We start from the raw sequence: 13,025 nt of genomic DNA on the forward strand, positions 1-13,025 counted from the left end.
AAACGCACATGCCTCTTCACACCACCGCGCTGGTCCTGTTCTCGGGCGGCCAGGATTCGACCACCTGCCTGGCCGATGCGCTGTCGAAGTACCAGCGCGTCGAAACGCTGGGCTTCGACTACGGCCAGCGCCACCGCGTGGAGCTCGACGTGCGCGGCACCGTGCTCGCCAAGCTGCGCGAGCGCTTTCCCGACTGGGCGCCGCGCCTCGGGCAGGACCACGTGCTCACGCTCGCCGCGCTGGCGCAGCTCGGCGGCTCGTCGCTGACTGAAGAAGTCGCGTTCGAGATGCAGGCCGACGGCCTGCCGAACACCTTCGTGCCCGGGCGCAACCTGCTGTTCCTCACGCTCGCCGGCGCGCTTGCGTACCGGCGCGGGCTGCAGGTGATCGTCACCGGCGTCTGCGAGACCGACTTTTCAGGCTACCCCGACTGCCGCGACGACACCATGAAGGCGATGCAGCTCGCGCTGTCGCTCGGCCTGGAGCGGCGCCTGGTCATCGAGACGCCGCTGATGTGGATCGACAAGGCCGAGACCTGGCAGCTCGCGCACCGGCTGGGCGGCGCGCCGCTGGTCGACCTGATCGTCGAAGAAACCCACACCTGCTACCTCGGCGACCGCGCGCACCGCCAGGCCTGGGGCTACGGCTGCGGCGAATGCCCTGCCTGCGACCTGCGCAAGAAGGGCTGGGAGCGCTACGTCGCGGCGCCGGCCGGTGCGGCCGAGGGCGTGACCTCGACGGTGTAGCGCGCCGCGGCGCCTTCGGCGGTGTCGGGCACCAGCGTCCAGCGCTGGGTGTGGAACTCGCCCACCGCCGCGCGGTGCGCGATCGACACCATCGCACCGCCGCGGGCCTTCACCATCTGCGCAAGCCGCTGGTACACGGTGCGCTCGGCCGCCGCGTCGAGCGCGCTCGTGATCTCGTCGGCGAAGATCCAGCGCGGCTTCTTGAGGAGCACGCGCGCGATCGCCAGCCGCTGCTGCTCGCCGCCCGAGAGCTTCTGGCTCCAGGCGTCGCTGTCGTCCAGCCGCACCGCCAGGTCGGGCAGCAGCGCGTCGTCGAGCGCCTGGCGCAGTTCGGCCTCGCTGTATTTCGCGGCGTCCTCGGGATAGGCCAGCGCCTGGCGCAGCGGACCGTCGGGCACGTAGGGGCGCTGCGGCATGAACATCGCGTCGGCCGGCACCTGCACGCGGCCGCGCGCAAAGGGCCAGATTCCCGCGAAGGCGCGGAACAGCGTCGACTTGCCGCTGCCCGAGGGGCCCTGCACCAGCACGCTCTCGCCCGCGGCCGCCGAGAGCGCGGCGTCCGCGAGCAGCGGCCGGCCGGTCGGCAGGCTGAGCGAGAGGCCATCGGTGTGCAGCACCTCGGCGTCGCTGCGCTCCAGCGCGCGTGCCTGCTCGGTGCGCGCACGGATCGCGTCGTCGAAGCTCGTCAGGCGGTCGGCCGTGGCGCGCCAGGCGGCCACATTGTCGTAGTTGTCGACGAACCAGCTCAGCGAATCCTGCACGCGGCCGAAGGCGGTGGAGATCTGCATCAGCTGGCCGAGCTGGATCGCGCCGCTGAAGAAGCGCGGCGCCGCCACGATGAACGGGAAGATCACCGCCGCCTGGCTGAAGAAGGCCGTGAAGGTGACCAGGTTCTTCTGCTGCTTGATGAGCGCGAGGTAGTTGCGCAGCACCGCTCCGAAGCGCAGGTCGAGCTGGCCGCGCTCCACGGTCTCGCCGCGGTCGAGCGCGATCGCCTCGCTGTATTCGCGCACGCGCACCAGATGGTGCCGGAAGTCGGCCTCGAAGCGCTGCTGGCGGAAGTTGAGCCCGATCAGCGGCCGGCCGATGTAGTGGGTGATGACCGTGCCCACCACGCAGTAGACCAGCGCGAGCCAGACCATCGAGCCCGCGATCTCGTAGCTGCTGCCGCCGAATGGCAGCATCACCGTGCCCGACAGCCCCCACAGGATGCCGACGAAGCTCACCAGCGTGACCACCGCGTTGAGCAGGCCCATCGACAGCGTCATGGTCGCGCTGGTGAACAGGTGCATGTCTTCCTGGATCCGCTGGTCGGGGTTGTCGGGCGTGGTGCCGTCGCCCTTTGCGTAGCGCGCGAGCTCGAGCTCGTAGAAGGTGCGGTTGGCCATCCAGCGGCCCAGGTAGCTGCGCGTCATCCAGGCGCGCCAGCGCAATTGCAGCAGCTGCGTCACGTAGAACTTGAGCACCTGCAGCGCGATGTTGAAGAACGCGAGGATGCCGAACACCTGGATCTCGCGCCAGAACACCGTGGCGTCCTTGTTCTGCAGCGCATCGTAGAAGCGCCCGTACCACTGGTTGAATAGCACCAGCGCGTACACGTAGGCCAGGTTCAGCGCGACGATGGCTGCGAACATGGTCCGGGCGCGCCATTTCTCCTCGGAGCGGAAATAGGGCACCGCGAGCGCGAAGATGCGGCGCAGCACCTGGACGAAGCCTCGGGCGCGTTCATTGGCGGAAGATGACATGCAGGGGTTTCCTCGACAGGCGCTCGCGCGCGGGGACCGTGAGGGAGCGATCGTAGACAGATTTCTTAAGCCGCCCTGAAATGCGCCAGCCGCAGCGGCGCGGTTGTGACAGCGGCGTGACGCGGATGACAAATCCCTGTCACATGGCGCTGCGAGCATCGCGCGTTCCAGGCCTTGCGCTGCGTACTTTCTTCCGCGTCTTTCTTCCCCGTCTTCTTCCCGTCTTTCTGCCCACTCCTTCGAGGGACTCCCCCACCATGCTGCTTCGTTTCATCCGCCGCGCCTCCGTGCCCGCTGCCTTGCTCTCGCTGGCCTTTGCCGCCTCGGCCCAGGGCCGCACCGAACTGCTGGTCTACACCGCGCTCGAAGCCGACCAGATGCAGGCCTACAAGGCCGCCTTCGAAAAGGAGAATCCGTCCATCGCGCTGAAGTTCGTGCGCGACTCGACGGGCATCGTCACCGCCAAGCTGCTGGCCGAGAAGGCCAACCCGCAGGCCGACGTGGTGTGGGGCCTGGCCGCCACCTCGCTGATGCTGCTGGACAAGGAAGGCATGCTGCAACCTTACGCCCCCAAGGGCCTCGAGGCCGTCAAGCCCACGATGCGCGACCCCGCGAACCCGCCCAAGTGGGTCGGCATGAACGTGTGGTCGTCGGCCATCTGCTTCAACACCGTCGAGGCGCAGAAGAAGAACCTGCCCAAGCCCACCAGCTGGGCCGAGCTCGTGAACCCGGTCTACAAGGGCCAGATCACCATGCCCAACCCGGCTGCGTCGGGCACCGGCTACCTGATGGTCTCGGGCTGGATCCAGATGATGGGCGAGGAGAACGCGTGGAAGTACATGGACGCGCTGCACCAGAACATCGGCATCTACAGCCAGTCGGGCAGCAAGCCCTGCCGCCAGGCCGGCGCCGGTGAGTTCGCGCTCGGCATGTCGTTCGAATACCGCGCCGACAAGACCAAGCGCGACGGCGCGCCGATCGACATCGTGCTGCCCAAGGAAGGCCTGGGCTGGGACATGGAGGCCACCGGCATCCTCAAAACCAGCAAGAAGCAGGACGCCGTCCGCGCGCTCGCCGACTGGGCCGTGACGAAGCAGGCCAACGCGCTCTACGCCAAGAACTTCGCGGTGCTCGCGCTGCCGGGCATCCAGGAGAAGCTCGAGTTCGTGCCGGGCGACGTCGAGAAGCTGCTCGCCAAGAACGACTTCACCTGGGCCGCAGCCAACCGCGAGCGCATCCTCACCGAGTGGTCGAAGCGCTACGAATCGAAGTCGGAAAAGAAGCCGATGTGAGCCAGCGGACCGAGATGACCACCAGCTTCCTGTCCCTGCGCGGCATCGAAAAATCCTTCGGTGCCAGCCGCGTGCTCGACGGCATCGACCTCGACATCGAGCCGGGCGAGTTCGTCTGCCTGCTCGGGCCTTCGGGCTGCGGCAAGACCACGCTGCTGCGCATCGTCTGCGGCATTGAGCGCGCGGACCGCGGGCAGATCCTGCTCGGCGGCCAGGACATCGCGGGCCTGCCGCCTGCGGCGCGCGGCTTCGGCGTGGTGTTCCAGTCGTATGCGCTCTTTCCGAACCTCACGGCGGCGCAGAACATCGCGTATGGCCTGCATCCCACGGGCGCGCTCGCGCGCGAGATGGCCAAGCGTTCGCGCGAGATGCTCGACCTCGTTGGACTCACGGCGCATGCCGACAAATACCCGGTGCAACTCTCGGGCGGCCAGCAGCAGCGCGTGGCACTGGCGCGTGCGCTCGCGCCCAATCCGCGGCTGCTGCTGCTCGACGAGCCGCTCTCGGCGCTCGACGCGCAGGTGCGCGCCAGCCTGCGCAGCGAGATCCGCGCGCTGCAGAAGCGCCTGGGCATCGTGACGATCATGGTCACGCACGACCAGGAAGAGGCGCTCTCGATGGCCGACCGCGTGGTGCTGATGCACGACGGGTGCATCGAGCAGGCCGGCACGCCCGACGAGCTCTACCGCCAGCCGCGCACCCGCTTCGTCGCGGGCTTCGTCGGCCGCATGAACATGCTGCCCGCGACCATCGTGGCCGACGGCAAGGTGCGCGTGCGCGACAGCGAGCTGTTCTGCACGCCGGGCCACCTCGGTGCCCTGGGCATCGGTTCGCAGGCCACCGTGGGCATCCGCCCCGAACACGTGGTGGTGAAGCGCTTCGGCACCGAGCTGGGTGCCAACAGCTTCGCAGCGCGCCTGCTCGACACGGAATTCTTCGGCAACCGCACCTCCGCGCGGCTGGCCTGCGAGCCGCTCGGCATCGAGATCGAGGCCGAGTTGCCGGCCGATGCGCGCTACGGCGGCGAGGAGCCCCTGGCGCCCAGCAGCATGGTGCACATCCAGCTGCCCTTGAATGCGCTGTCGGTCCTCGCGCACTGAAAAAGCATGAGCAGCAGCCCCCAGGCCATCGCCGTCATGCCGATGGCGATGCCGCGCAGCAGCGCGTTCGACCGCGAGCGCTGGCTCACCGGCGCGGCCGTGCTGGCGATGGTGGCGCTGCTGGTGCTGATCGTGGCGCTGCCGGTCGGTGCGCTCGTGGGCCAGAGCTTCTTCGACCGCACGGGCGCCTTCGTCGGCCTGGCCAACTTCGCGCGCTACCTCGACAGTCCGGCGCTCGTGCAGTCGGCTTTCAACAGCGTCTGGATCGCGGCCTTGAGCGCCGTGGTCTGCACGACGCTGGCCTACGTGTACGCCTACGGCCTCACGCTCTCGTGCATGCCCGCCAAGGGCGTGCTGCGTGCGGTGGCGCTGGTGCCATTGCTTGCGCCGTCACTGCTGCCGGCCATCAGCCTGGTCTACCTCTTCGGCAACCAAGGCATCTTCAAGGGCCTGTTCGGCGACACGTCGATCTACGGACCGCTCGGCATCGTGCTGGGCTCGGTGTTCTGGACGCTGCCGCATGCGCTCCTGATCCTCACCACGGCCATGGCCACCTCCGACGGCCGGCTCTACGAGGCCGCGCAGACGCTCGGCGCCTCGCGCTGGCGCATGTTCCGCACCGTGACGCTGCCGTCGACGCGCTACGGGCTGATCGTGGCCGCGATGGTGGTGTTCGTGCTCGTCATCACCGACTTCGGCGTGCCCAAGGTAGTGGGTGGCCAGACCGGCGTGCTCGCCACCGACATCTACAAGCAGGTGGTCGGGCAGCAGAACTTCCAGATGGGCGCGGTGGTCGGGCTGGTGCTGCTGGTTCCGGCGCTGCTGTCGTTCCTGGTCGAACGGCATGTGCGCGGCAGGCAGTCGGCGGCGTTGTCCGCGCGCGCCACGCCCCACCGGCCCGAGCCGGTGGCCGCACGCGACCGGGCGCTTTTCGTGTTCTGCGCGCTCACCGCCTGCGCCATCCTCGTGATGATCGGCATGGCCGTGTTCGCATCGCTCGCGACCTACTGGCCCTACCAGCTCGCGCCCTCGCTGAAGAACTACGACTTCGGCAACATGGACGGCGGCGGCTGGGGCAGCTACTTCAACTCGTTGCGGCTCGCGCTCTGCGCGGCGGTGGCCGGCGCGCTGGCCACCTTCGTCTCGGCCTACCTGGTCGAGAAGCCGAGGCGCTTCGGCCTGCTGCGCGAACTGCTGAACCTGCTGGCCAACCTGCCGCTCGCGGTGCCCGGGCTGGTGCTCGGCGTGGGCTACATCTTCTTCTTCATCTCGCCTTCGAACCCGCTGCGCGCCATCTACGGCAGCATGACGATCCTGGTGGTTTGCACCGTGGCGCACTTTTTCTCGGTGGCGCACCTCACCGCGCTCACCGCGCTGCGCCAGCTCGACCGCGAGTACGAACTGGTGTCCGAGTCGATGGGCGTGCCGTTCTGGCGCACGCTGTGGCGCGTGCACCTGCCGGTGGCGCTGCCGACGGTACTCAACGTCGGCGGCTACTTCTTCGTCAACGCGATGACCACCGTGTCGGCCGTGGTCTTCCTCTATTCGCCACAGACTACGCTGGCCGCGATCGCGGTGCTCAACATGGACGACGCCGGCGACGTGGCGCCGGCCGCGGCGATGGCGTCGCTGATCATGCTCACGGCGGCGGTCGGCCGCGGGCTGTTCGCGCTCGCCGGGCGGTGGGCGCTGGCGCGCACGCAGCAGTGGCGGCAGCGCTGAAGGCCGGGCCTGGCGCGCTTGCGGCGGTGGCCGGATCGGGCTCACGTCCGACTTGACCGGGGGCGGCGCAGGCCTAGCATGCGGTCCATGCGAACCCTCTTGACCGCACTCTTCTTCTGCCTCGGCCTGCTGGCCGCCGGCTGCGACGACAAGCCCAAGCCCGGCGGGCCGATGCCCAAGGCCGCGGCGGTGTCGCTCGCCGCGCCTTCGCTGGCCTGATCCGGTCGCCGCGCGCGCCGCCATCGCGGCGGCGCGGTGCCTTCCTGCGCGATCTCGCCGCGCCTTGTATGCTCGACGCCCACGTTCGCGGCGCCCGGCGCATACGAGAGAAGAGAGAACCACGATGGAGACCACGGCCGCAAGGCACCAGCCCGACTCCCGCTACGCCATGGTACGTCTGGGGGTCACGCTCCTCGTCATGACCGTGGGCAGCAGCGGCATGTACGTGGTGTCGGTGATGCTGCCGTCGGTGCAGGCCGAGTTCGGCATCGCGCGCGCCGATGCCTCGCTGCCCTACACGCTGCTGATGCTGGGCTTCGGCATCGGCGGCGTGCTGATGGGCAAGCTCGCCGACCGCTTCGGCGTGATGTGGCCGCTGCTCGGCGGTGCGGTGTTTCTCGGGCTCGGCTACATCGCCTCGGGCCTGGCCGACGGCATCGTGTCGTTCACCATCGCGCAGACGCTGCTTGTGGGTCTGCTCGGCAGCTCCGTGGCCTTTGCGCCGCTGGTGGCCGACACCTCGCTCTGGTTCGTCAAGCGCCGCGGCATCGCGGTGGCCGTATGCGCGAGCGGCAACTACGTGGCCGGCGCGGTGTGGCCGCCGATCGTGCAGCACTTCATCGAGACGGTGGGCTGGCGCCAGACCTACATCGGCATGGGCGTCTTCTGCGGCCTCACGATGGTGGTGCTGGCCCTGTTCTTCCGCGCGCGCCCGCCGATCGCGGCGGCTGCACCGGCCGGCACCGCGGCTGCCGGCAGCGCCGCGGTGCGCAATGCCCTCCGGCCTTTCGGGCTCAGCCTGGGCACCGCGCAAGGCCTGCTGTGCGTCGCTGGCGTGGCCTGCTGCGTGGCCATGGCGATGCCGCAGGTGCACATCGTGGCCTACTGCAGCGACCTGGGCTTCGGGGCCGCGCGCGGCGCGCAGATGCTGTCGCTGATGCTGGCCTTCGGCGTGGTGAGCCGGCTGGTGTCGGGCGCGATCTGCGATCGCATCGGCGGGCTGCGCACGCTGCTGCTCGGCGGCGCGCTGCAGTGCGTGGCGCTGCTGCTGTTCCTGCCCTTCGACGGACTGGTGCCGCTGTTCGTGGTGTCGGCGCTGTTCGGGCTGTTCCAGGGCGGCATCGTGCCGTCGTACGCGATCATCGTGCGCGAGCATTTCCCGGCGTCCGAGGCGGGCGCGCGCGTGGGCACGGTGCTGATGTTCACGCTGTTCGGCATGGCGCTCGGCGGATGGATGTCGGGCAAGGTGTTCGACCTCACCGGCAGCTACCACGCCGCCTTCCTCAACGGCATCGCGTGGAACCTGGTGAACGTGTCGATCGCGGCCATGCTGCTGTGGCGGGTGACGGTGATCGCAAGGCGGCAGAGTATATTCAAGCCGACTCACTGACCGCCGAACACCTGTTCCCATGCCCCAGCAGACCTCGTCGCCTTCCCGGCGGCCCGCCCGCGCCGCCGCGCGCCCTGCCATGCCCGAGGAGACCGCGGTGCGCGGCGGCGACACGCTGACCGACCAGGTCTACCAGCAGCTGCGCCAGTCGCTGATGACCGGCGCGCTGCTGCCCGAGCAGGTGCTCACCGTGCGTGGCGTCGCCGAGAATCAGGGGGTGAGCCTCACGCCCGTACGCGAGGCGGTGCAGCGGCTGGTGGTGGAGCACGGGCTCGAAGTGGTCAATGGCCGCACGATCCGCGTGCCGCGGCTCGGTGTCGAGACCTACCGCGAGATCCTCAAGATCCGCATGGAACTCGAATGCCTGGCCGCGAAAGAGGCCGCGCCGCGCATCTCGAATGACGAGATCGAGCGGCTCGACGGCGTGATGCAGGCGCACCTGGCGGCGATCCAGGCCGGCGATGCGCACCGCACGCTGGTCCAGAACACTGAGTTCCATCTTTCGATATATCGCGCCTCGGGCCAGCCCATCCTGATCCGCATTATCGAAAGCCTGTGGTTGCGCGTGGGCCCCACGCTGAACCTGCTGTTTCCGCAGTACTGTGGCAGCCTCACAGGGCACGAGACGCATCGCGTGGCCATGGATGCACTGCGCCGGCGCGATGGCGACGCGCTGGGGCAGGCGATGCGCGACGACCTGACGCACGGGTCGCGCTACCTGATCCGGCTGCTCAAGCCCTGAAGTTGCGCGGGATTCGGGTTTTTGCGTACGCAGAATATATTCTGATCGCCTAAAGTGCGTGCCAGGCCCCCGGTGTGCCGGGCGCCAGTTCCTTGTTTGTTCAGGAAAGGCCGTCGCATGAAGCTGAATCTCTCCCGCCGCGAGTTCCATCTGGCGAGCGCCCACATGCTCGTCGCGTCGTCCGCCGGCGCGCTGTTGATGGGGGCTTCGGCGCCGGCCGCCGCGCAGGCGCGCGCGGTCCGGCTCGGCACCTTCGGTGCCATCGACGCGCAGAACTACATCCGTGCGAAGAACCTGGTGGCCAAGACCTTCGGCGCAGGCGTGAGTGCCGATTTCGTCACCGTGCGCGCCGGCTCCGAGGTGATCTCGGCGATGGCCGGCGGCAGCCTCGACATGTGCAACATCGGCTCGAGCCCCATGATGGTCGGCTACGCCAACGGGCTGAAGGCCTCGATGGTCTACGTCTACAAGAACATCGTCGACAGCGAATGCCTGGTGGTGCAGGGCCAATCGGGCATCACCACCGTGGCGGGCCTCAAGGGCAAGAAGATCGGCCTGCCGTTCAACACCTCGGTGCACTTCGCGGCGGTGGCCGCGCTCAAGACCGCGGGCCTGGGCCTTTCGGACGTACAGCTCATCAACATGCGCGCCGACCAGATCGCCTCGGCCTGGCAGCGCCGCGAGATCGATGCCAGCTACATCTGGGTGCCGGTGGTGCCGCGGCTCACCGACGACGGCGGCAAGATCATCTTCAAGACCGGCGACCTCAACAAGCAGGGCCTGGTGATCTTCGACGGCCTGCTGGTGCGCGACGAGTTCAAGCAGAAGTCGCCCGACCTGGTGCTGGCCTTCCTCAAGGACTACGAGCAGATCGCGCGCACCTTCAAGCAGGAGCCGCAGGAAGTGGTCGAGACGATGACCAAGTTCCTCAACGTCGACGAGGCCACGGTGATGCGCTCGCTCAACACCTTCTACCCGGTGCCCGCGCGCGAGCAGCTGACGAGCCAGTGGATGGGCAAGCCCGGCGAGAAGGACACGGGCGTGCTCAAGACGCTGCAGACGCAGGCGCAGTTCCTGTTCGAGGCGGGCCAGATCACGGCGATGCCGAAGGACCTGAGCGGGCTCGTCGATGCGAGCTTCGTCGCGAAGATGGCCGCCTGAGGCCATGGGACTGGCACACACAGGAACGGCGCAGCCGGCGCCGGCCGCCGGCGCGCCCAAGGTTCGCTTCGAGGACATTTCCAAGCGCTTCGGCGACGGGCCCGATGCGGTGCAGGCGCTGGAGCCGATCACGCTCGACATCGCGCAGGGCGCCTTCACCTGCCTGCTCGGCCCCTCGGGCTGCGGCAAGAGCACGCTGCTGAACATCGTCGCGGGCTTCGAGCAGCCCACGGCCGGCCGCGTGCTGATGGACGGCCTGCCGGTGCGCGGCCCCGACCCGCGCCGCGGCGTGGTGTTTCAGCAGGGCGCGCTCTTCACCTGGATGCGGGTGATCGACAACGTGGCCTTCGGCCCGCTCGCCACCGGCAAACCGGCGGCCGAGGCCACGCGCATCGCGTCGCACTACCTCGAGATGGTCGGACTCACCGGCTTTGCGAAGCGCTACCCGTACGAGCTTTCGGGCGGCATGCAGCAGCGCGTCGGCATTGCGCGCGCGCTCGCCAATTCGCCCGAGATCCTGCTGATGGACGAGCCCTTCGCGGCGCTCGACGCGCAGACGCGCGAGCTGCTGCAGGAGGAGATCAAGCGCATCTGGCAGGAGACGCGCAAGACCGTGCTGTGGATCACGCACAGCATCGACGAGGCGCTGTTCCTCGCGACCGAGGTGGTCGTGATGTCGGCGCGGCCCGGGCGCATCAAGGCGACGTTTCATCCCACCTTTGCGCAGAGCGACGACCCGGCGGTGGTCGCGAGCGCCGAGTTCGCGCGCATGAAGGCCGAGATCTTCGGGCTGCTGCGCGAAGAGGCGCTGGCGGCGCAGCACCAGGAGGCGCAGCGATGAGCGGTGCATCCAACGCCCGCTCGGGCGCGCGCGGGCGCTCGCGCTGGATCAATCTTGGCTCGTTCGCCGTGCTGCTGGCGCTCTGGCTGCTGCTCACCGTGCCGCTGGTGGGCGACAAGCCCTTCGTCGCGCCGCTCTTCCTGCCGTCGCCGATGGCGGTGTGGCAGACCTTCTGGCAGCTGATGGAGAACGGCTACCAGGGCAAGACGCTCGCGCACCACCTGGGCATCAGCCTGTTCCGCTTCGGCGTGGCGTTTGGGCTCACCGTGCTGGTCGCGGTGCCGCTGGGCCTGTGGATGGGCATGAACGAAACGGTCAAGGCCGTGCTCGATCCGCCGATCGAGATCACGCGGCCGATGCCCAAGCTCGCGCTTCTGCCGCTTCTGATCATCTGGTTCGGCATCGGCGAAGTGTCGAAGATCGTGATCATCGTGCTCGCGCTGTTCCCGATCCTGTCGATCAGCGCGATGCAGGCGGTGCGCGCGGTGGGCCGTCGCAAGGTGCAGGCCGCGATGGCGCTCGGCGCGTCGCGCGCCATGATCTTCCGGCGTGTGATCTTCCCGGCGAGCCTGCCGGGCATCTTCACCGGCATCCGCGTGAGCATCGGCCTGGGCGTGACGATGCTGGTGGGCGCCGAGATGATCGCCACCAACGCGGGCATCGCGTACATGGCGATGTCGGCCTCCGACTTCCTGCTCACCAATGTCGTGATCGTCGGCGCTCTGATCATGGCGGTGCTCGGCTACCTGCTCGACCTGCTGGCGCGGGCGCTCGAAAACAAGGTCGTCCACTGGGGCGGCAAGGAAGGATGACTCACTCATGGCAATGACACTCCCGGCCAGCGGCACGCCCTGGCCCGAACTGCAGCGGCAGCTCAAAGAAGCCGGCGAAGGCGACGTGGACTGGCGCCGCGGCCGCGTGCCGATGTTCATCCACTACGCGGGCGAAGACGTGCTCGACGTGGCAAAGCAGGCCTACCTGATGTACTTCTCCGAGAACGGACTCGGGCCGCGCGCGTTCGCGAGCCTCGCGAAGTTCGAGCGCGAAGTCGTGGAGATGGGCCTGGGCCTGCTGCACGGCGGCCCCGAGGCGCGCGGCGCCATGACCACGGGCGGCACCGAGAGCATCTTCCTGGCGGTGAAGTGCGCGCGCGACCGCGCGCTGGCACGGCGGCCCGGCATGGGGCGGCCGCAGATCGTCATGCCGCACAGTGCGCACCCGGCCTTCGACAAGGCCGCGTACTTTCTCGGGCTCACGCCGGTGCGCACGCCGCTCGCGGCCGATTTTCGCGCCGACCCGGCGGCGATGCGCGCGGCGGTCACGCCCGACACCGCGATGGTCGTCGGCTCGGCGCCCGCGTTCCCGCACGGCGTGGTTGACCCCATTTCCGAGATTGCAGCGCTGGCGCGCGAACACGGCACCTGGATGCATGTCGATGCCTGCGTGGGCGGCTACTTTGCGCCGTTTGCGCGCGCGCTCGGCGCGGACGTTCCCGACTTCGACTTCGCGGTCGAGGGCGTCACCTCGATCTCGGCCGACCTGCACAAGTACGGCTACACCGCCAAGGGCGCGTCGACGCTGTTCTTCGCGGACCCCGATGCGTTCGCGCTGATGGGCTACTACTTCGACGACTGGCCGCGCGGCCAGTACTTCACGCACACGCTGGTGGGCACGCGCGCGGGCGGCGCCATCGCCGCGGCATGGGCGGTGATGAACTACCTGGGCCACGAAGGCTACCTGCGCGTGACCGAGCGCGTGCTCGCCACGCGGCGCGCGATGCAGCAGGGCCTCGACGCACTCGGCCTGCCCACGCTGGGCCGGCCCCAGCTGTCGATCTTCGCCTTCGGTTCGCCCACGCGCGACATGGGCGCGATCGGCCACGGGCTCGGCGAGCGCGGCTGGACCGTGGGCTACGTGCAGCAGCCCGCGGGCATCCACCACATGCTCAACCTCACGCACGAGCCCGTCGTCGGGCAGTACCTGGCCGACGTGGCCGCGGTGCTGCAAGACCCGGCGACGCTGGCGAACGGGAATGCGCCCGAGGTGAAGGCGCAATACTGAGGTTGT

The 13,025-nt window shown here is 68.9% G+C and carries 12 protein-coding genes; 11 read left to right on the plus strand and 1 reads right to left on the minus strand.

The window, feature by feature from the left end; genetic code table 11:
* Positions 1-8: 8 nt before the first annotated feature.
* Entirely contained in the window at positions 9-746 is a 738-nt protein-coding gene (queC, locus tag AC3A6G_RS05725) for a 7-cyano-7-deazaguanine synthase QueC (RefSeq protein WP_487864329.1), read from the plus strand.
* Here the strand turns inward: queC and AC3A6G_RS05730 are convergent.
* Entirely contained in the window at positions 695-2,491 is a 1,797-nt protein-coding gene (locus AC3A6G_RS05730) for an ABC transporter ATP-binding protein/permease (RefSeq protein ID WP_487873296.1), read from the minus strand. The genes queC and AC3A6G_RS05730 overlap by 52 nt on opposite strands.
* A gap of 257 nt (positions 2,492-2,748) precedes the next feature.
* Between AC3A6G_RS05730 and AC3A6G_RS05735 the strand changes: the two genes are divergently transcribed.
* The 10 genes from AC3A6G_RS05735 to AC3A6G_RS05780 all read left to right on the plus strand — a co-directional run bounded on the left by AC3A6G_RS05735 (position 2,749) and on the right by AC3A6G_RS05780 (position 13,019).
* Positions 2,749-3,783 carry a putative 2-aminoethylphosphonate ABC transporter substrate-binding protein gene (locus AC3A6G_RS05735; RefSeq protein WP_487873297.1) on the plus strand — a complete coding sequence of 345 codons (1,035 nt, stop codon included), beginning with the start codon at positions 2,749-2,751 and terminating at the stop codon, positions 3,781-3,783.
* Positions 3,784-3,797: 14 nt separating this feature from the next.
* A complete protein-coding gene (locus tag AC3A6G_RS05740; RefSeq protein WP_487873598.1) occupies positions 3,798-4,883 on the plus strand; it encodes an ABC transporter ATP-binding protein in 1,086 nt (361 codons plus the stop codon).
* 6 nt (positions 4,884-4,889) lie between these two features.
* Positions 4,890-6,605: a putative 2-aminoethylphosphonate ABC transporter permease subunit gene (locus tag AC3A6G_RS05745; RefSeq protein ID WP_487873298.1), complete on the plus strand. Its 1,716-nt coding sequence runs from the start codon at positions 4,890-4,892 to the stop codon at positions 6,603-6,605.
* 87 nt (positions 6,606-6,692) lie between these two features.
* Entirely contained in the window at positions 6,693-6,824 is a 132-nt protein-coding gene (locus AC3A6G_RS05750; protein ID WP_487862254.1) for a hypothetical protein, read from the plus strand.
* A 124-nt stretch (positions 6,825-6,948) separates the two neighbouring features.
* Positions 6,949-8,214 (plus strand): MFS transporter, encoded by a 1,266-nt coding sequence (locus AC3A6G_RS05755; RefSeq protein ID WP_487864325.1) that lies wholly within the window; start codon positions 6,949-6,951, stop codon positions 8,212-8,214.
* A 19-nt stretch (positions 8,215-8,233) separates the two neighbouring features.
* Positions 8,234-8,956: a GntR family transcriptional regulator gene (locus AC3A6G_RS05760; RefSeq protein ID WP_487862252.1), complete on the plus strand. Its 723-nt coding sequence runs from the start codon at positions 8,234-8,236 to the stop codon at positions 8,954-8,956.
* A 117-nt stretch (positions 8,957-9,073) separates the two neighbouring features.
* Entirely contained in the window at positions 9,074-10,117 is a 1,044-nt protein-coding gene (locus AC3A6G_RS05765) for a taurine ABC transporter substrate-binding protein (protein WP_487873299.1), read from the plus strand.
* Positions 10,118-10,121: 4 nt separating this feature from the next.
* Positions 10,122-10,958, plus strand: a complete 837-nt coding sequence (locus AC3A6G_RS05770) for an ABC transporter ATP-binding protein (protein WP_487873300.1) — start codon at positions 10,122-10,124, stop codon at positions 10,956-10,958.
* Entirely contained in the window at positions 10,955-11,770 is an 816-nt protein-coding gene (locus AC3A6G_RS05775; protein WP_487873301.1) for an ABC transporter permease, read from the plus strand. The genes AC3A6G_RS05770 and AC3A6G_RS05775 overlap by 4 nt, the downstream gene beginning before the upstream one ends.
* A gap of 7 nt (positions 11,771-11,777) precedes the next feature.
* Positions 11,778-13,019 carry a pyridoxal phosphate-dependent decarboxylase family protein gene (locus tag AC3A6G_RS05780; protein WP_487873302.1) on the plus strand — a complete coding sequence of 414 codons (1,242 nt, stop codon included), beginning with the start codon at positions 11,778-11,780 and terminating at the stop codon, positions 13,017-13,019.
* The last annotated feature ends 6 nt before the right edge of the window (positions 13,020-13,025 follow it).

This window comes from Variovorax sp. Soil_C_26 (genome assembly GCF_057657075.1).